At 74.3% G+C, this 19,075-nt stretch carries 15 protein-coding genes and 1 riboswitch; of the genes, 12 read left to right on the plus strand and 3 right to left on the minus strand.

Annotated features, from left to right (window positions below; translation table 11 throughout):
• Window positions 1–154: 154 nt before the first annotated feature.
• The 8 genes from K353_RS07915 to K353_RS07950 all read left to right on the plus strand — a co-directional run bounded on the left by K353_RS07915 (window position 155) and on the right by K353_RS07950 (window position 9,609).
• Window positions 155–1,066, plus strand: coding sequence for a TetR family transcriptional regulator (locus tag K353_RS07915; protein ID WP_111552865.1), 912 nt, complete (start codon window positions 155–157; stop codon window positions 1,064–1,066).
• Between the two features lie 378 nt (window positions 1,067–1,444).
• Window positions 1,445–2,782 carry a crotonyl-CoA carboxylase/reductase gene (ccrA, locus tag K353_RS07920; RefSeq protein WP_111552866.1) on the plus strand — a complete coding sequence of 446 codons (1,338 nt, stop codon included), beginning with the start codon at window positions 1,445–1,447 and terminating at the stop codon, window positions 2,780–2,782.
• On the plus strand, window positions 2,782–4,806 hold the full coding sequence (locus tag K353_RS07925; RefSeq protein WP_111552867.1) for a protein meaA: 2,025 nt from the start codon (window positions 2,782–2,784) through the stop codon (window positions 4,804–4,806). Before ccrA ends, K353_RS07925 begins: the two co-directional genes overlap by 1 nt.
• Before the next feature lie 23 nt (window positions 4,807–4,829).
• The gene (locus K353_RS07930; protein ID WP_111552868.1) at window positions 4,830–5,792 is read left to right on the plus strand and encodes a CoA ester lyase; all 963 of its coding nucleotides are present in this window, start codon (window positions 4,830–4,832) and stop codon (window positions 5,790–5,792) included.
• 3 nt (window positions 5,793–5,795) lie between these two features.
• Window positions 5,796–6,293, plus strand: a complete 498-nt coding sequence (locus K353_RS07935) for a MaoC family dehydratase (RefSeq protein ID WP_100840182.1) — start codon at window positions 5,796–5,798, stop codon at window positions 6,291–6,293.
• A 140-nt stretch (window positions 6,294–6,433) separates the two neighbouring features.
• Window positions 6,434–7,636 (plus strand): acyl-CoA dehydrogenase family protein, encoded by a 1,203-nt coding sequence (locus K353_RS07940; protein ID WP_111552869.1) that lies wholly within the window; start codon window positions 6,434–6,436, stop codon window positions 7,634–7,636.
• A 430-nt stretch (window positions 7,637–8,066) separates the two neighbouring features.
• The gene (locus K353_RS07945) at window positions 8,067–8,744 is read left to right on the plus strand and encodes a phosphatidylserine decarboxylase (protein ID WP_111552870.1); all 678 of its coding nucleotides are present in this window, start codon (window positions 8,067–8,069) and stop codon (window positions 8,742–8,744) included.
• Window positions 8,745–8,757: 13 nt separating this feature from the next.
• Window positions 8,758–9,609, plus strand: coding sequence for a phosphatidylcholine/phosphatidylserine synthase (locus K353_RS07950; protein ID WP_100840185.1), 852 nt, complete (start codon window positions 8,758–8,760; stop codon window positions 9,607–9,609).
• A gap of 90 nt (window positions 9,610–9,699) precedes the next feature.
• On the opposite strand, the gene K353_RS07955 is transcribed toward K353_RS07950, so the two are convergent.
• The 3 genes from K353_RS07955 to K353_RS07965 all read right to left on the minus strand — a co-directional run bounded on the left by K353_RS07955 (window position 9,700) and on the right by K353_RS07965 (window position 13,306).
• On the minus strand, window positions 9,700–11,139 hold the full coding sequence (locus K353_RS07955) for a hypothetical protein (RefSeq protein ID WP_233533441.1): 1,440 nt from the start codon (window positions 11,137–11,139) through the stop codon (window positions 9,700–9,702).
• Window positions 11,140–11,502: 363 nt separating this feature from the next.
• The gene (locus K353_RS07960; protein WP_111552872.1) at window positions 11,503–12,630 is read right to left on the minus strand and encodes a S9 family peptidase; all 1,128 of its coding nucleotides are present in this window, start codon (window positions 12,628–12,630) and stop codon (window positions 11,503–11,505) included.
• A gap of 367 nt (window positions 12,631–12,997) precedes the next feature.
• Window positions 12,998–13,306 carry an NIPSNAP family protein gene (locus K353_RS07965; protein ID WP_111552873.1) on the minus strand — a complete coding sequence of 103 codons (309 nt, stop codon included), beginning with the start codon at window positions 13,304–13,306 and terminating at the stop codon, window positions 12,998–13,000.
• A gap of 299 nt (window positions 13,307–13,605) precedes the next feature.
• A riboswitch (cobalamin riboswitch) is annotated at window positions 13,606–13,688 on the plus strand.
• Between the two features lie 53 nt (window positions 13,689–13,741).
• On the opposite strand from K353_RS07965, the gene K353_RS07970 reads away from it, so the two are divergent.
• From K353_RS07970 to cobO, 4 genes are all read left to right on the plus strand, one after another.
• Window positions 13,742–14,680: a cobalamin biosynthesis protein gene (locus K353_RS07970; RefSeq protein WP_100840189.1), complete on the plus strand. Its 939-nt coding sequence runs from the start codon at window positions 13,742–13,744 to the stop codon at window positions 14,678–14,680.
• A 160-nt stretch (window positions 14,681–14,840) separates the two neighbouring features.
• A complete protein-coding gene (locus tag K353_RS07975; protein WP_111552874.1) occupies window positions 14,841–16,388 on the plus strand; it encodes a cobyric acid synthase in 1,548 nt (515 codons plus the stop codon).
• Window positions 16,389–16,423: 35 nt separating this feature from the next.
• The gene (locus K353_RS07980; RefSeq protein ID WP_233533447.1) at window positions 16,424–18,460 is read left to right on the plus strand and encodes a putative cobaltochelatase; all 2,037 of its coding nucleotides are present in this window, start codon (window positions 16,424–16,426) and stop codon (window positions 18,458–18,460) included.
• A 5-nt stretch (window positions 18,461–18,465) separates the two neighbouring features.
• Complete coding sequence (gene cobO, locus K353_RS07985) at window positions 18,466–19,062, plus strand: cob(I)yrinic acid a,c-diamide adenosyltransferase (RefSeq protein ID WP_111552876.1); 597 nt, start codon at window positions 18,466–18,468, stop codon at window positions 19,060–19,062.
• The last annotated feature ends 13 nt before the right edge of the window (window positions 19,063–19,075 follow it).

Below are 19,075 nucleotides of genomic sequence, written 5' to 3' on the forward strand. Positions count from 1 at the left end.
CGGCGGGGGCGTCAACCCGCTTGCGGCGAAGCCTCCTTGGGGCCCCGGCGCGGTCTCCTCGCGGTGGCCGCGGCCCGCCGTGGCGCCGCCCGCGGCCCCGGTGCGCCGGGGCAGGCCGGCCGGGGCCGGGGCGGGTGCGTGTAGCGTTCCGAACATGGATCGCCAGACCTCGCCCCCCCAGCAGCAGCCGCCGGCCGCCGGGCCCGATCAGCCGCGGGCGGGCGCGGAGTCCGGGCCGGGCAGCCGCCGGGCCGCCGCCCAGCGGCTGCAGATGCGCCAGGACCTCACCGCCGCGGCGATGGAGCTGTTCGCCACCCAGGGGTACGAGGAGACGACGGTCGATCAGATCGCGGCCGCCGCCGGGGTCGCCCGGCGGACCTTCTTCCGGTACTTCCGGTCGAAGGAGGAGGCGATCTTCCCGGACCACGACGACACCCTGGTGCGGGTGGCGGACCTGCTGGCCAGCGCCGACGCCGAGGAGCACCCGCTGGACGTGGTGTGCCGCGGCATCAAGGAGGTGCTGCGGATGTACGCCTCCACGCCGGAGATGTCGGTGGCCCGCTACCAGCTGATCCGGCAGGTCCCGGCGCTGCGCGAGCGGGAGATCGCGGTGGTCTCCCGTTACGAGCGGCTGTTCACCCGCTACCTGCTGGGCCGGTTCGACGCGGCCGAGCAGACCCCGCCGGGCTGGCAGCGCGGCGGGGACGACGACTCGATGCTGGCCGAGGTGTCGGCGGCGGCGGTGGTCGCGGCGCACAACCACGTGCTGCGGCGCTGGCTGCGGGCCGGCGGCCACGGCGACGTGGAGGCGCAGCTCGACCACTCCTTCGGGGTGATCCGGGGGACGTTCTGGCCGACCCCGCCGAGCGGCGCCCGCCGCCGCGGCACCGCGCTGGCACCCGGTGCCACTGGTGACGGAGCGTCACCGGAGGAGCCCGGGGCGGTGAGCGCACTGAGTGCCAGTCCGAGTGGTGAGGTGCTGATCACAGTCGCCCGGACGGACGCACCGCTGGAGGTGGTGGTGGATTCGATCAGAGCCGCCCTGACCGGGAGAACTCCCGCGTAATCCAGGCGGTTTTCGCAGATCACCGGCACATTCGAAGGCCCGTTCCCGGTTTCGGGGACGGGCCTTCGGCGTTCTCCGACCGGCCGGGCACGGCGTGTCCTGGCTCACGCCACGACTTGGCACCGCGTGTCTTTACGAGTGGCACAGGGTGCCATTACCGTGTTCCCACCGGCTGCGGCGCCGCGGCTCCCCACCTCGGCGCGCCGTCTTCCGGCGTCCCCCACCGAGGGGACGAGCACCAGCACCACCCACGCGACACCACCCACCCGTCGCACCAGCCAAGCACCACCCCAGACCCCTCAACGCGAAGCCGGTGTCCGCTCCCGGCTCCCCCAGACGCCCTGTGTCCCTCGCACAGGTACGCCTTCGGAGGCAGCCATGCAGGAAATTCTCGACGCGATCCTCAGCGGCGACGCCACGTCCGCCGACTACGCCGCCCTGGCGCTGCCCGAGTCCTACCGGGCGGTGACGCTCCACAAGGACGAGGAGCAGATGTTCGCCGGGCTGGCCAGCCGGGACAAGGACCCGCGCAAGTCGCTCCACCTGGATGACGTCCCGTTGCCCGAACTCGGCCCGGGCGAAGCCCTGGTGGCCGTGATGGCCAGCTCGGTCAACTACAACACCGTGTGGAGCTCGATCTTCGAGCCGGTCTCCACCTTCGGCTTCCTGGAGCGCTACGGCCGCCTCTCGCCGCTGACCGCGCGCCACGACCTGCCGTACCACGTGCTCGGCTCCGACCTGGCGGGCGTGGTGCTGCGCACCGGCGCCGGCGTCAACGCCTGGAAGCCGGGCGACGAGGTCGTCGCGCACTGCCTGTCGGTCGAGCTGGAGTCCCCCGACGGCCACAACGACACCATGATGGACCCGGAGCAGCGGATCTGGGGCTTCGAGACCAACTTCGGCGGCCTGGCCGAGATCGCCCTGGTCAAGACCAACCAGCTGCTGCCCAAGCCCAAGCACCTGACCTGGGAGGAGGCCGCCTCCCCGGGCCTGGTCAACTCCACCGCCTACCGGCAGCTGGTCTCCCGCAACGGCGCCGGCATGAAGCAGGGCGACAACGTGCTGATCTGGGGCGCCAGCGGCGGCCTCGGCTCGTACGCCACCCAGTACGCGCTGGCCGGCGGCGCCACCCCGATCTGCGTGGTCTCCAGCCCGCAGAAGGCGGACATCTGCCGGGCGATGGGCGCCGAGGCGATCATCGACCGCTCCGCCGAGGGCTACAAGTTCTGGAAGGACGAGCACAACCAGGACCCGCGCGAGTGGAAGCGCCTGGGCGCGAAGATCCGCGAGTTCACCGGCGGCGAGGACGTGGACATCGTCTTCGAGCACCCGGGCCGGGAGACCTTCGGCGCCTCGGTCTACGTCACCCGCAAGGGCGGCACCATCGTCACCTGCGCCTCCACCTCCGGCTACATGCACCAGTACGACAACCGCTACCTGTGGATGTCGCTCAAGCGCATCGTCGGCTCGCACTTCGCCAACTACCGCGAGGCGTTCGAGGCCAACCGGCTGGTCGCCAAGGGCAGGATCCACCCGACCCTGTCCAAGGTCTACGCGCTGGAGGAGACCGGCCAGGCCGCCCTGGACGTGCACCACAACAAGCACCAGGGCAAGGTCGGCGTGCTCTGCCTGGCCCCGCAGGAGGGCCTGGGCGTGCGCAACACCGAGCTGCGCGAGCAGCACCTCGGCAAGATCAACGCCTTCCGGAACGTCTGATGGGCGCCCAGGAGCGCGACCGTCCCTGGCTGATGCGGACCTACGCCGGGCACTCCACCGCGAGCGACTCCAACGCGCTGTACCGGCGCAACCTCGCGAAGGGGCAGACCGGTCTGTCGGTGGCGTTCGACCTGCCGACCCAGACCGGCTACGACTCCGACCACGTCCTCGCCCGCGGCGAGGTCGGCCGGGTCGGCGTGCCGGTCGGGCACCTGGGCGACATGCGGACCCTGTTCGACGGCATCCCGCTGGAGCGCACCAACACCTCGATGACCATCAACGCCACCGCCATGTGGCTGCTGGCGCTCTACCAGGTGGTCGCCGAGGAGCAGGGCGCGGACATCGCGAAGCTCACCGGCACCACCCAGAACGACATCGTCAAGGAGTACCTGTCGCGCGGGACGCACGTCTTCCCGCCCGGCCCCTCGGTGCGGCTGATCACCGACATGATCGCCTACACGGTGGCGCACATCCCCAAGTGGAACCCGATCAACATCTGCAGCTACCACCTGCAGGAGGCCGGGGCGACGCCCGTCCAGGAGATCGCCTACTCGATGTGCACCGCGATCGCCGTCCTCGACGCCGTCCGCGACTCCGGGCAGGTCCCGGCCGAGCGGATGGGCGAGGTGGTCGGCCGGATCTCCTTCTTCGTGAACGCGGGCGTCCGCTTCGTCGAGGAGATGTGCAAGATGCGGGCCTTCAACCGGCTCTGGGAGAAGGTCACCCGGGAGCGCTACGGCATCGAGGACGCCAAGCAGCGCCGGTTCCGCTACGGCGTGCAGGTCAACTCCCTGGGCCTGACCGAGGCCCAGCCGGAGAACAACGTCCAGCGGATCGTGCTGGAGATGCTGGCCGTCACGCTCTCCAAGGACGCCCGCGCCCGCGCCGTCCAGCTCCCGGCCTGGAACGAGGCGCTGGGCCTGCCCCGGCCCTGGGACCAGCAGTGGTCGCTGCGCATCCAGCAGGTGCTGGCGTACGAGTCGGACCTGCTGGAGTACGGCGACCTGTTCGACGGCTCGCACGTGGTGGAGGCGAAGACCGCCGAACTGCTGGCCGGCGCCGAGGCGGAGATCGCCAAGGTGCTGGAGATGGGCGGGGTGATCCCGGCCGTCGAGTCCGGCTACCTGAAGTCCGCGCTGGTCGCCTCGCACGCCGAGCGGCGGGCCCGGATCGAGGCCGGCCAGGACAAGATCATCGGCGTCAACTGCTTCGACACCACCGAGGAGAACCCGCTCACCGCGGACCTGGACACCGCCATCATGGTGGTCGACCCGGCTTCCGAGCGCTCGGTGCTGGCCCACCTGGACACCTGGCGGGCCGGGCGCGACGAGGCCGCCGTGCGGGAGGCGCTGGCCCGGCTCAAGGAGGTGGCCGCCACCGCGGAGAACCTGATGGGGGCCACCCTGGCCTGCGCCCGGGCCGGTGCCACCACCGGCGAGTGGTCGTTCGCGCTGCGCGAGGTGTTCGGCGAGTACCGCGCCCCCACCGGCGTGGGCGGCGCCCCGGTCGCGGTCGCGGCCGAGCCGGGCGGCGAACTCGCCGCCGTGCGCGAGGCGGTGGCCGCCACCGCCGCCGAGCTGGGCGCCGGCAAGCTGCGCCTGCTGGTCGGCAAGCCCGGCCTGGACGGGCACTCCAACGGCGCCGAGCAGATCGCCGTCCGGGCCCGCGACGCCGGCTTCGAGGTGGTCTACCAGGGCATCCGGCTGACGCCCGAGCAGATCGTCTCGGCGGCCGTCGCCGAGGACGTGCACTGCGTGGGCCTGTCCATCCTGTCCGGCGCGCACCCCGAGCTGGTGCCGGACGTCCTGCACCGGCTGCGCCGCGCGGGGGTGGAGGATGTGCCGGTGATCGTGGGTGGCATCATCCCGGCAGCCGACGCGGAGGTCCTGCGGACCGCCGGCGTGGCCGCCGTGTTCACACCCAAGGACTTCGGCATCACCACCATCATCGGCCGGATCGTGGACGAGATCCGGCTGGCCAACAGGCTCCAGCCCTGGGCCGCGACCACCGCCGCGACCAGCTGACCCCGGAAGGAACACCCCTCCTCATGACGACCGTGAACCGCCTCCGTCCGCGCCGTTCCTGCCTGGCCGTACCGGGCAGCAACCCGCGCTTCCTGGAGAAGGCCCAGGGCCTGCCGGCCGACCAGGTCTTCCTGGACCTGGAGGACGCCTGCGCCCCGCTGGTCAAGGAGAGCGCCCGGCACCACATCGTGGACGCCCTCAACAACGGCGACTGGGGCGGCAAGACCCGGGTCGTCCGGGTCAACGACTGGACCACGCACTGGACCTACCGCGACGTGATCACGGTGGTCGAGGGCGCCGGCCAGAACCTGGACTGCATCATGCTGCCCAAGGTGCAGGACGCCCAGCAGGTGGTCGCGCTCGACCTGCTGCTGACCCAGATCGAGAAGACCGTCGGCCTGGAGGCCGGCAGGATCGGCATCGAGGCGCAGATCGAGAACGCCAAGGGCCTGATCAACGTCGACGCGATCGCCGCCGCCTCGCCCCGGCTGGAGACGATCATCTTCGGCCCGGCCGACTTCATGGCGTCCATCAACATGAAGTCCCTGGTGGTCGGCGAGCAGCCGCCCGGCTACGGCGCCGACGCCTACCACTACATCCTGATGCGGATCCTGATGGCCGCCCGCGCCAACGACCTCCAGGCGATCGACGGCCCCTACCTGCAGATCCGCAACCAGGAGGGCTACCGCGAGGTGGCCCGCCGCTCGGCCGCGCTGGGCTTCGACGGCAAGTGGGTGCTGCACCCGGACCAGGTCGGCGCCGCGAACGAGATCTACTCGCCCTCCCAGGAGGACTACGACCACGCCGAGCTGATCCTGGACGCCTACGACTGGTGCACCTCCGAGGCCGGCGGCGCCAAGGGCTCGGCGATGCTCGGCGACGAGATGATCGACGAGGCCAGCCGCAAGATGGCCCTGGTCATCGCGGGCAAGGGCCGGGCCGCGGGCCTGGAGCGCACCACCAAGTTCGAGATCCCCGGAGCCTGAGCCATGCAGTTCGGACGCACCTACGAGGAGTTCGAGGTCGGCGCGGTCTACAAGCACTGGCCCGGCAAGACCGTCACCGAGTACGACGACCACCTGTTCTGCCTGCTCACCATGAACCACCACCCGCTGCACCTGGACGCCAACTACGCGACCACCACCGTGCAGGGGAAGAACGTCGTGGTCGGCAACTACGTCTACTCGCTGCTGCTCGGCATGTCGGTGCCGGACGTCTCCGGCAAGGCGATCGCCAACCTGGAGATCGAGTCGCTGCGGCACGTCGCGCCGACCTTCCACGGCGACACGCTGTACGGCGAGACCACCGTTCTCGACAAGCGCATGACATCGAAGCCGGATCGCGGCATCGTGTACGTCGAGACCAAGGGCTACAACCAGGACGGCACCGTCGTCTGCACCTTCCGCCGCAAGGTGATGGTGCCGACCGCGACGTACGTGGCGGAGCGCGGCGGCGAACAGCCCGGCCGCCCCGAGCCGCTCGCCTGAGCGCCCTCCAGAGCCCCGGACGGGCGGGCCGCCGTCATCGGCCTTCGCCCCACCCGGTTCCCGGGGGCTCCGCGGCAGCCACGCGCCGCGGGGCCCCCCAACCCCACCCCTCCGCCCTCACACCCTTCCGGAGCCGCACGATGGGACGCCTCGCACAGACCGACGGCCTCACCGAGATCCAGCGGGACATCCTCGCCACCGTGCGGGAGTTCGTCGACAAGGAGATCATCCCGGTCGCCACCGAACTGGAGCACCGGGACGAGTACCCGACCGCCATCGTCGAGGGCATGAAGCAGCTCGGCCTGTTCGGGCTGACCATCCCAGAGGAGTACGGCGGCCTGGGCGAGTCGCTGCTCACCTACGCCCTGGTGGTGGAGGAGATCGCCCGCGGCTGGATGTCGGTCTCCGGCATCGTCAACACCCACTTCATCGTGGCGCACATGATCAACGCGCACGGCACCCCGGAGCAGAAGGAGCACTTCCTGCCGAGGATGGCGGCCGGCGAACTGCGCGGCGCCTTCTCGATGTCCGAGCCCGGCCTGGGCTCCGACGTCTCGGCGATCTCCACCAAGGGCGTCCGGGACGGCGACGCGTACGTCCTGAACGGCCAGAAGATGTGGCTGACCAACGGCGGCACCTCCTCGCTGGTCGCGGTGCTCTGCAGGACCGACGAGGGCGGCAGCACCCCCTACAAGAACATGACCACCTTCCTGATCGAGAAGACCCCCGGCTTCGGGGCCAACCCGACCGTGCCCGGCCTGACCGTGCCCGGCAAGATCGAGAAGATGGGCTACAAGGGCGTCGACACCACCGAGTTGGTGCTCCAGGACGTCCGGGTCCCGGCCGACCGGGTCCTCGGCGGCGTCCCCGGCAAGGGCTTCTACCAGATGATGGACGGCGTCGAGGTCGGCCGGGTCAACGTGGCCGCGCGCGGCTGCGGGGTGGCCCGCCGCGCCTTCGAGCTGGGCATCTCCTACGCCCAGCAGCGGGTCACCTTCGGCAAGAGGATCGCCGAGCACCAGGCGATCCAGTTCAAGCTGGCCGAGATGGCCACCAAGGTCGAGGCCGCGCACCAGATGATGGTGATGGCCGCCCGCAAGAAGGACAGCGGGCAGCGCAACGACCTGGAGGCCGGCATGGCGAAGTACCTGGCTTCCGAGTACTGCAAGGAGGTCGTCGAGGACTCCTTCCGGATCCACGGCGGCTACGGCTTCTCCAAGGAGTACGAGATCGAGCGGCTGTACCGGGAGGCCCCGATGCTGCTGATCGGTGAAGGTACGGCGGAGATCCAGAAGATGATCGTGGGACGCCGGCTGCTGGAGGAGTACCGGCTCGCCGACTGAAGACCCTCTCCCGGTACGGACGGTGGGCGTGCGGCCCGCCGTCCGTGCCGCGCCGCGCCCGCCCCGGCCTGGTCAGCCGTCCCGGGGGCGGGACCGGCGCTGGAGGCGGTCGACCGGCGCGTCCGCGCAGGTACGCGCCGGTCGACCGCCCCCGTACACCGCGTGTCACACCACCGTCACTGAGACGTGAATCACCCGTGACCCGCCACCTCTTGGGGAACCGGCTCCGCTCCGGTTACGGTCGTATGCATAGCAGGCGCTCGGCCGAGCAGGCAGGCGCAGTTCGACTAGCAGGCGGCTTGCCCAGATACGGGCAGGTCCCGATAGCATCCACCCGGACAGCAGCCGTCCACACCACTCGATCCCCGCGGTGGCCCCCAGTCCAGGGGCGATTCACTGTCCCCGCGCGGGCCGCGACTAAAGGTCCTCGATGCCCATCAGCCCGTCCCCTCACACCTCCACCCAGGGTCCCGGACCCGAGGGTCGGCGTCCCCGCGTGACCATCGCGCGCGGCGCCACCCCCTGGTTCGTCCCCACGCTGGCCACCGCCGCCGTGACGACCGCCCTCACCCGGCGTTCCGGCAAGTGGGCCCTGGCGGCCGTGCCCGCCTGCGCCCTGAGCGCTGGCATGCTGTGGTTCTTCCGCGACCCGGAGCGCGAGACCGGCGCCGGCCGGGTCATCTCCCCGGCCGACGGCGTGGTCCAGTCCGTCGACGAGTGGCCGGACGGGCGCACCCGCGTCGCCATCTTCATGAGCCCGCTCAACGTCCACGTCAACCGGGCGCCGCTGGCCGGCACCGTGACGTCCGTCGAGCACATCGCCGGTGGGTTCGTCCCGGCGTTCAACAAGGACAGCGACCGCAACGAGCGCGTCGTGTGGCACTTCGACACCGAGCTCGGCGACATCGAGATGGTGCAGATCGCGGGTGCCGTGGCCCGCCGCATCGTCCCCTACATGGACGCCGGCACCAAGGTCGAGCAGGGCGAGCGGGTCGGTCTGATCCGCTTCGGCTCCCGCGTCGACACCTACCTGCCGGCGGGCGTCGAGGTCGGCGTCACGGTCGGCCAGAAGACCACCGCCGGGGTGACTCGCCTTGACCGTGACTGATCCGGAAATCCTCATGGAGCTCGACGACGAGGAGTCGACCGAACTCCGCCGTCGACGCTGGGCCCGGGACCGCGAACTGCGCGCCCCCCGCTCCCCCCAGCACCTGTCCACCGCCGACTTCCTGACCCTCGGCAACGCCGTCTGCGGCTTCCTGGCGATCTACTCGATCACCACGGGCATCCTGATGCCGCACCTCACCGACGAGTCGACCGCCCCGGTCAAGCACAGCGCCGCCACCGCGGTCACCCTGCTGCTGATCGGCTCCATGTGCGACCTCTTCGACGGCCTGGTGGCGCGCAAGCTGCGCTCCTCCGCGCTCGGCGCCGAGCTCGACAACCTGGCCGACCTGATCAGCTTCGGCATCGCGCCGGCCTACTTCGTCGCGGTGTGGGGCCTGGTCTCCCCCGGCTCCAACCAGCAGCTGTCCGCGTTCATCGCGCTGACCGTGCTGCTGGCCGTGGTGCTGCGGCTGGCCCGCTTCTCGGCGGTCAAGATGCGGCCCGGGATCTTCCAGGGCATGCCCTGCCCGATGGGCGCGATGACCGTGCTGGCCATCGTGCTGCTCGACCCGCCGTTCGTCCCCGGCCTGCTGATGATCTTCGGCGTGGCCTACCTGATGGTCAGCCGGATCGAGTACCCCAAGCCGCAGGGCCTGCTCGCCACCGCGACGCTGGCCTGGATCGTGGTCTCCATCGGCTGCCTCGCCTCCTGGGCGGCGGGCCTGCCCGGCGGCGACACCCTGATGCACATCGGCGCGGTCGCCCAGATCGCGCTGGCCGCGATGGCGCCGCTGCTGGTCATCCGCCGCAAGGTCGGCGAGAAGGTCGGCGTGGTGCGGGCGCGCCGGGCCGAGAACCGGGGCTGACACCCCGCGGTGCGCGAAGAGAGCCGCCCTCCCGGAGGACTTCCGGGAGGGCGGCTCTTTCGTCGTCCCCGCGCCGCGGGGCCGGGAGTGCTACGCGCCGCCGTGGTGGACCGAGAAGGCGCTGCGGCGGGCGGCCCGGGCCACCGCCGGGTCGGGGTGGACCGAGGCGACGGCCGTCAGGACGCTCGCGGCGCGCGGGTGGCCGGACTGGCGGGCCCGGTGGAACAGCCGGACCGGCTCGCCGGCCGACGCGCCCTCGACGTGGCCGACCAGCAGCGCGGTCTCGCCGTGGTCGAGCACGGCGGCGGCGGTGTCCACCCACAGCCAGGCGGCGTCCTCCGCGCCCAGCACGTCGGCCGGGGACACGCCCTCCTCGTCCAGCTGTTCGGCCAGCCAGAGCAGCGCGTAGGGGCGCAGGACGGCCTCCTCGACCGCGCCCCGCACGCCCTGCTCGGCGGTGGAGCCGGCCACCACCCGCAGCGCCTCGAAGGCGAGGCCGCGGACCAGCGCGTCCTCGCCGCGGGCCGCTTCCAGCAGCTCGGCGACGGCGCGGTCGGCGGGACGGGCGGCGACCCAGGCCCGGAACTCGGCGCGGGCCGGGCCGGGGCTGTAGTCGGCGCAGGCGCTGAGCAGCTCGGCGGCGCTCTGCTCGATGTGGCCGGCGGCGGTCTGCGCGACGGTGCAGATCTCCTCCAGCTTGGCCCGGACCGCCCAGTGGCCGAGCGGGGAGAGCTCGGCGGCCTCGTCGCGGCGGCCGAGCGCGCCGACGGCGGCCAGGCCGTCGAGCATCCAGTCGAGCACGGCGGCGACGTCGGCGGGCGAGTGCGGGGTGTCGATCTGCGGCTCGCGGCAGGTGCCGCGGACGGCGGAGACCGCGAACGCGGCGTGCGGGACGGGCGACAGCGGGAAGGTGCCGGAGCTGGGGCCGAGGCGGCGCTCGTCGAGGCCGCGGCGGAGCAGTTCGAGCAGTTCGCTGTCGGCGACCGGGCCGTCCACCAGGTGCAGGAAGGACAGCAGCTGGGGGGCCTGGTCGACGGCCTGCCCGGCCAGCTGGGCGAAGACGCCGCGCAGCGCGGCGGGCGGGACGGGGGCGAGCAGCGTCCAGGCGTCGAACAGCGCGGACCAGCCGCGGACCACCGCCTCGTCGTCGTGCTCCCAGGCGTGCAGCCGCCAGCCGGGGCCGGCACCGCCGTCGCGGAGTTCGACCAGGCCGACCAGCAGGGCCTGGCCCCAGGCGTTGGCGGCGGCGCCCACGGTCATCGCCAGGGCGCGCCCGGCGGCGCGGGCGTCGTCGGGGAGCAGTTCGCCGCGCTTGTCGACCTCGGAGAGCTCGCCGGCCCAGCGGGCGACGCGGACGGCGTCGGCCAGCATCCGGCGGGCCAGCGGGGCGAGTTCGGAGGGGGCGGGGAAGCCGTCCGGCACGGGAGCCCGGCCGCGCCCCGGCTTCGCGGGGACCCGGCGGCGGGTGGCGGCGGCGGGTGGGGTGCCCTCCGCACGACCGACGGCCGCCGTTCCGGGCAGACGGGTCACCGTCGCACCGGTGCGGTGGGGCGGGTGCGGGGCATCACGGTCGCGCGGGTTCCGAGACGTCACGCCGTGCAGTCTTCCCCTTGTACGGGCCTTCTGTCACATCGACTGCCGTGCTGTCTCGGCCCGATGTCCGAACGGCTCGAACGGTGGGGGGACGAGTCGCCGCGAAACGGGAGGAATCACTCCACTTTTCGACGTGGACATGGCGGATATCGTGACCGCTCCGAGACGGAGACGCGGCGGGCGGCGCCCCGGTTCCCGCCCGCGCGAGGGGTGCGCGGGGGCGGGGGCGACGGGGGCGGGGCACGGCGCCGGGGCTTGCGGCGGCGGGGCTCGCGGCGGCGGGGCTCGCGGCAGTGAGGCTCACAGCAACGGAGTGAGGAAGCGGCGCAGCGCCTCGGCGTACCCGTCCGGGTCGGCGTTCCACAGCGCGGCGTGCTCGGCGTGCGGCACCGGGTGCAGGCTGACCAGGTCGTCGCGGCCCTCGGCCAGGCGCCGGGCGGCGCTCCACGGGGCGACCGGGTCGTCGGGGCTGTGCAGCAGCAGCGCGGGCGAGGCCAGGTCGGCGCCGGAGGCGATCCGGGCGAATCCGGCGAGGTCGACGCCGGTGCGGCCCCGGGCGGCGAGGGTGCCGAGTTCGCCGAGCGCGGGGGACGACCAGCTCCGGGCGGTGCCCCGGCGGACGGTCTCGGACCAGTCCAGCACCGGGGAGTCCAGCACCAGTCCGGCGATCCGGTCGCGCCAGGTGGAGCGGGCCGCGGTGTGCAGGGCGATGGTCGCGCCGACCGACCAGCCGTACAGCACCACCCTGGTGGCGCCCTGGGCGAGCGCGTACCGGACGGCGACGTCGACGTCCTGCCACTCGGTCTCGCCGAAGTGGCCCAGGCCGTCGGGCGGGGCGGGCGTGCCCGCGTCGCCGCGGTAGCTGACGGACAGCGTGGGCAGCCGCAGCGCGTGCAGCAGCGGCAGCACCGGCAGCGCCTGCTCCCGGTCGGCGCCCGGGCCGTGCACCAGGACCACCCAGGTGCCGCGGATGCCGGCGGTGCGCCAGGCCGGGAGGTCGCCGAGTTCGCCGGCCACCGCGACCTCCGCGTAGTCCAGGCCGAGGGCGGTGCGCGGGTCGCCGAGCAGCACCCGCGGGGTGACCCGGACCTCGGTGCCGACCGCCAGGGTGCCGCCGTCGGCGCGCTCCAGCCGCCGGACGACCCGGTCGCCGGCGGCGTCCAGCACCTCGCCGACCACGGCGTGGCCGCCCTCGCCCCACTCCAGCGCGTAGCGGCCGGGGCGCAGGGTGTCCGGGGTCGCGGTCAGCACCACCCGCCCGGGCCCCAGCGCGTGCACCTTCACCTTCACCGGCGCGGGACCGAACGCCCCGTGCGCCGGGTCGGGGCGCACCACCCGGTCCGACACTCTCCGGCCGAGCAGCAGGAAGGCCGCCGCTCCGGTTCCTGCGGCGGCGGCTGCGACGACGGCGGCGGTTCCCCAACGCATGGCGGTCTCCCGGGTCCTGGCGGTCCTGTCCTCCCAGTCCACCTGCCCGCAGGACGGACGGCGAATCGGGGCGGCGCGGCGGGTGACGGGACGGCGCGGTCGTCGCACCCGGGGGCCGGCCGGGCGCGGACGGCGTTCAGGCCCGGCGCTCCGCCGCCGTAGACGGTCCGAGCGGCCGGGGAACCCGGCGGTCGCACGGACGCGGTCGCACGGACGCGGTCGCACGGACAGCGGCCGTCGATCCGCGGGGTGTCCGGAGCGGTTGACGAGTTGGGGGCGGCAGCCGGGGAGATCGGCCCGGTGCGGCCGGGCTTCGAGCCGGCCTGACCGGCAGGTCGGCAGGTCGGCAGGCCGGCAGGCCGGCAGGTCAGTCGGGCAGGAGCGGGCGCATGAAGGTGCGTTCGTAGCGCAGGACGCAGCCGCTGTCGTCCCTGATGCGGTCCGCCTCGATGAAATCGGGGTCCTGGCCGAACAGGGTCCGGTACTGCTCGTAGGCCGCGAGGCTGGGGAAGCTGAAGAGGGCGAGCGCCTTGTCGCTGGCGCCCTCCGCCGGCAGGAAGTAGCCGTGGTGCGTGCCGCCGTGACGGTCGACCAGCTCCATCCAGCGGCGTCCGAACCTCTCGAACGCCTCGATCCGCGCCGGATCGATCACGTACTCCACTACGCAGGTAATCATGCGTCGAGGCTAGCGAGTTGGCGCGTGCGGGCCGTCCCCGCTCCTCCGGGACCGGCCGCTCGCACGCGGAGGCCGGGCCGCCGGCCGGTCGGACGCGCTGCGGAGCCTGCGGAGCACGGTCCGCCCGCCGCGCGACGGCCCGGGCGGGACGCCTCCCGCGCACCCCGCCTGAGCTGGCAGCTTGCCCCCGCGGACCCGTCCGGCGGGGCCCGGTCCGGGGTGTGACCAAACCCTCCGCCGGCTCGGTTGACTGCCCCGAAGCGGGCGTGGTGGGATCTTCGGGCCAAACGGAGGCAAGCAGAGGAAGCCGGTGCGAGTCCGGCGCGGTCCCGCCACTGTGACCGGAACACCCCGCCCGGGGTGGCCGGAAGTCAGGAGACTCTGGCCCCCGTTCCGTCGATCCGGGGCGCGGACCCTGAGTGAGGACACAACGCCATGGGGGCAGCCCCGTACCTGGTGGGCGCGGCCGCGGGATACCTCGCGGACGCCCGGTTCGGAGATCCCCGGCGCGGCCACCCCGTCGCCCTGTTCGGCACCGCCGCGGCCCGGCTGGAGCGCCGCCTGTGGCGCGACCACCGCGGGGCCGGGGCGCTGCACACCGCGCTCGCGGTCGGCGCGGTCGCGGGCGGCGCGGGGCTGGCCGTCCGGGCGGTGCGGCGCTCGCCGCTCGCGGCGGGGGCGCTGGCCGCCGCGGCGGCCTTCACGGTGCTGGGCGGGACGTCGCTGACCCGGGAGGCCCGGACGATCGGGCGCTCGCTGGCGGACGGCGACCTGGCCGGGGCCCGGGAGCGGCTGCCGCACCTGTGCGGGCGCGACCCGTCCGGCCTGGACGAGCGGCAGGTGGCCCGGGCGGTGGTCGAGTCGGTCGCCGAGAACACCGCCGACGCGGTGGTCAACGCCCTGGTGTGGGGCGGCGTCGCGGGCGTGCCGGGGCTGCTGGCCTTCCGGGCCGTCAACACGCTGGACGCGATGGTCGGGCACCGGTCGGCGCGCTACCGGCGCTTCGGCTGGGCCGCGGCCCGGCTGGACGACGTCGCGGGCTGGCCGGGCGCCCGGCTGACCGCGCTGCTCACCGTCGCCGCGTCCGGCGCGCCCGGGCGGACCTGGCGGGTCTGGCGACGGGACGGCTCCGCGCACCCGAGCCCCAACGCGGGCCAGGCGGAGGCCGCGTTCGCGGGCGCGCTGGGCGTCCGGCTGGGCGGGACGCTGCGCTACGGCGAGCGGGTCGAGCACCGGCCGGTCCTGGGCGCGGAGCTGCCGCCGGTCGGCGCCCCCGACATCGAACGGGCCTGCCGCCTCTCGCGCCGGGTCGGCGCGCTCGCCCTCGCCACGACGCTCGCCGCGCGGGCCGTCCTGGCCGGGCGGCGCGGGTGAACCCGGGCGCGCGGCGCGCGCGGGCGGTCCGACCGGCCCCGGCCCCGGCCCGTTCCGGCGGCCGACCGCCCGCCTCCGGCCGCGGTCTCCCGCGTCCCGTCCGGGCCGCCGCGCCCGCCCCTCTCCCCCTCCGTCCCCTCCGTTGTGAAGGAGTCCTGCCGTGAACGGCGCGCTGCTGGTGGCCGGTACGACCTCGGATGCGGGAAAGAGCGTGGTGACGGCGGGGATCTGCCGGTGGCTGGCCCGGCAGGGGGTGCGGGTGGCGCCGTTCAAGGCGCAGAACATGTCGCTGAACTCGTTCGTGACGGTCGACGGGGCGGAGATCGGGCGGGCGCAGGCGATGCAGGCGCAGGCGGCGGGGGTGGCGCCGGAGGCGGCGATGAACCCGGTGCTGCTGAAGCCGGGGGCCGACGGGCGCAGCCAGGTGGTGCTGCTGGGCCGGGCGGTCGCGGAGGTCGGGGCGCTGGACTACCGGGAGCGCAAGCCCGTCCTGCTGGAGCGGGCGCTGGAGTGCCTGGCGGACCTGCGGTCGCGGTTCGACGTGGTGGTGTGCGAGGGCGCGGGCTCCCCGGCGGAGATCAACCTGCGGGACCGGGACATCGCCAACATGGGGCTGGCCTCGGCGGCCCGGCTGCCGGTGGTGGTGGTCGGGGACATCGACCGCGGCGGGGTGTTCGCGTCGATGTTCGGGACGCTGGCGCTGCTGTCGCCGGACGACCAGTCGCTGGTCGCGGGGTGGCTGGTCAACAAGTTCCGCGGGGACGCCCGGCTGCTGGCGCCGGGCCTGGAGATGCTGCGGCAGCTGACCGGCCGCCCGGTGCTGGGGACGTTCCCGATGCTCCAGGGGCTGTGGCTGGACGCGGAGGACTCGCTGGACCTGGCCTCGGTCGCGGCGCGCCCGGCGGCGGGCGCCCCGGTGGGGGCGCAGGTGCTGCGGGTCGCGGTGGTGCGCTTCCCGCGGCTGTCGAACTTCACGGACGTGGACGCGCTGGCGCAGGAGCCGGGCGTGCTGGTGCGCTGGGCGACCCGCCCGGAGGAGCTGGCCGACGCCGACCTGGTGGTGCTGCCGGGCACCCGGGCCACCGTCGCGGACCTGGCCTGGCTGCGGGCGCAGGGGCTGGCGGAGCCGCTGGCGGACCGGGTCGCGGCGGGGCTGCCGGTGCTGGGGGTGTGCGGCGGGTACCAGATGCTGGGGCGGGAGATCGTCGACGAGGTGGAGTCGGGGGCCGGGGCGGTGGACGGCCTGGGGCTACTGCCGACCCGGGTGGTGTTCGGCGCCGAGAAGGTGCTGGCCCGGCCGTCGGGGGTGGCGCTGGGCGAGCGGGTGGAGGGGTACGAGATCCACCACGGCGTGGTGGCGGTGGAGGGCGGCGAGCCGTTCGTCGCGGACGCCGCCGGCCGGCCGCTGGACGGCTGCCGCACCGGCGCGGTGTGGGGGACGACCTGGCACGGGGTGCTGGAGAACGACGCGTTCCGGCGGGCGTTCCTGGCCGAGGCGGCCCGCGCCGCCGGGCGGTCCTTCGTCCCGGCGCCGGACACCTCCTTCGCCACCGCCCGCGAGCGACGGCTGGACGCGCTGGGCGACCTGGTCGCGGAGCACGCCGACACGGACGCGCTGTGGAAGCTGATCGAGGACGGGGCACCGGCGGGTCTGCCGTTCGTGCCGCCCGGGGCTCCGGCCCCACTGGAGATGGGGAGTGCCAAGTGACCGAGGCCCGTTATCCGTTCACGGCGATCGTGGGCATGGACGACCTGCGGCTGGGGCTGCTGCTGAACGCGGTCTCGCCGGCCGTGGGCGGGGTGCTGGTGCGCGGCGAGAAGGGGACCGCGAAGTCGACGATGGTGCGGGCCCTGGCGGGGCTGCTGCCGTCGATCGGCGTGGTGGCGGGCTGCCGGTTCGCCTGCGACCCGGCGGCGGTGGACCCGCAGTGCCCGGACGGGCCGCACGCGGGGGCGGGCGAGGACGAACGGCCGGCGTTCCTGGTGGAGTTGCCGGTGGGCGTCTCCGAGGACCGGGTGGTCGGCTCGCTGGACCTGGAGCGGGCGCTGGCCGAGGGCGTGAAGGCGTACGAGCCCGGGCTGCTGGCGAAGGCGCACCGCGGGGTGCTGTACATCGACGAGGTGAACCTGCTCCAGGACCACCTGGTGGACCTGCTGCTGGACGCGGCGGCGATGGGCCGCTCGTACGTGGAGCGCGAGGGCGTGTCGGTGCGGCACGCGGCGCGGTTCCTGCTGGTCGGGACGATGAACCCGGAGGAGGGCGAGCTGCGCCCGCAGCTGCTGGACCGGTTCGGCCTGACGGTGGAGATCGCGGCGACCCGGGACGCGGACGAGCGCGCCGAGGTGGTGCGCCGGCGGCTCGGCTACGACGCCGACCCGACCGGCTTCGCGGCCCGCTGGGCCGACCGGGAGCGGGAGCTGGCCGAACGGATCACCGCCGCCCGGGAGTTGCTGCCGCAGGTGGAGCTCTCGGACCTGGCGCTGCGCCAGATCACCGCCGTCTGCGCGGCGTTCGAGGTGGACGGCCTGCGGGCGGACATCGTGATGGCGCGCACGGCGGTGGCGCTGGCCGCCTGGGCGGGCCGCACCGAGGTGCGGGAGGAGGACGTCCGCACCGCCGCCCGGCTGGCGCTGCCGCACCGGCGGCGGCGCAACCCGTTCGACGCGCCCGGGCTGGACGAGGAGCAGTTGGACCGGACGCTGGCCGAGCACCGGCCGGAGGAACCGGAGGAGCCCCAGGGCCCGCCGGAGGACGACGGCCCGGACGGCGGCGGCCCGGACGGCGGTGGCCGACCTGACGGCGGCGACGGCGGCGACGGCGGTCCGGACGGCGGCGGCGCGCCGGAGCCGTCCGGTCCCGACGACCGGCCCGCGCAGGAGGGCCCGGCCGAGGCGCCCGCCCCGCCGCGGCAGCGCCCGGGCGGCGGGCGGGAGTCGGCGCCGGTGGCGGCCGACCAGCCGTACCGCACCCGGCTGTTCAAGGTGGACGGCACCGGCCGGGGCGCCCAGGGACGCCGCTCCCCCGCCGAGACGGAGGCCGGGCACACCGTCCGGGCCCGCCGCCCGCGGGGTCGGCTGTCCCGGCTGCACCTGAGCGCGACGCTGCGCGCGGCGGCGCCGCACCAGGCGGCGCGCGGACGCAGCGGCCGGGCGCTGGTGCTGCGCCGGGACGACCTGCGCGAGCAGGTGCGCCGGGGGCGGGAGTCGAACCTGGTGCTGTTCGTGGTGGACGCCTCGGGGTCGATGGCGGCCCGGCAGCGGATGACGGCGGTCAAGGGCGCGGTGCTGTCGCTGCTGATGGACGCCTACCAGCGGCGCGACAAGATCGGGCTGGTGACGTTCCGGGGCGCGGACGCGGAGGTGGCGCTGCCGCCGACCTCCTCGGTGGAGGTGGGCGCGGCCCGGCTGGAGCAGCTGCCGACCGGCGGCCGGACACCGCTGGAGGCGGGCCTGCTGCGGGCGCACGAGGTGCTGCGGGTGGAGCGGCTGCGCGACCCGGACCGCCGTCCGCTGCTGGTGGTGGTCACCGACGGCCGGGCCACCGGCGGGAAGGACGCGCTGCCCCGGGCCCGCCGGGCGGCCGGGCTGCTGGCCGCGCAGGGCGTGGCCGCGGTGGTGCTGGACTGCGAGTCCGGCCCCGTCCGGCTGGGCCTGGCGAGGGAGTTGGCGGCGCACCTGAACGGTGACGCGGTGAGCCTGGACGAGCTGCGGGCCGAAGGGGTGGCCTCGCTGGTGCGGGAGGCCCGGACGACCATGACGACGACGCGAAAGGCGGCGTGAGCGGTATGCCCAAGGGAGTGGCGGAGAACGTCCCGGACGACGGCCTGACGACGCGTCAGCGCCGGACCCAGCCGATCACGGCGGTGCACACCGGGCCGGGCAAGGGGAAGTCCACGGCGGCGTTCGGGATGGCGCTGCGGGCCTGGAACCAGGGCTGGCCGGTCGGGGTGTTCCAGTTCGTGAAGTCGGCGAAGTGGAAGGTCGGCGAGGAGAACGCGCTGCGGGTGCTCGGCGAGTCCGGGCAGGGCGGCACGGTGGCCTGGCACAAGATGGGCTCGGGCTGGTCCTGGGTGCAGCGCGACATCGAGTCCTCCGAGGAGGCGGCCCGGGAGGGCTGGGAGCAGGTCAAGCGGGACCTCGCGACCGAGACGTACCGGTTCTACGTGCTGGACGAGTTCACCTACCCGCTGCACTGGGGGTGGATCGACGTGGCCGAGGTGGTCGGGGTGCTGCGGGACCGCCCGGGCAGCCAGCACGTGGTGGTGACCGGCCGGTACGCGCCCGAGCCGCTGCTCGAACTGGCCGACCTGGTCACCGAGATGACCAAGGTGAAGCATCCGATGGACGCGGGCCGCAAGGGCCAGCGCGGTATCGAGTGGTAGCGAGTTGAACGAC

The sequence above is a fragment of the Kitasatospora sp. SolWspMP-SS2h genome (genome assembly GCF_003259315.1).
In the GTDB taxonomy this organism is placed as follows: Bacteria; Actinomycetota; Actinomycetes; order Streptomycetales; family Streptomycetaceae; genus Kitasatospora; species Kitasatospora fiedleri.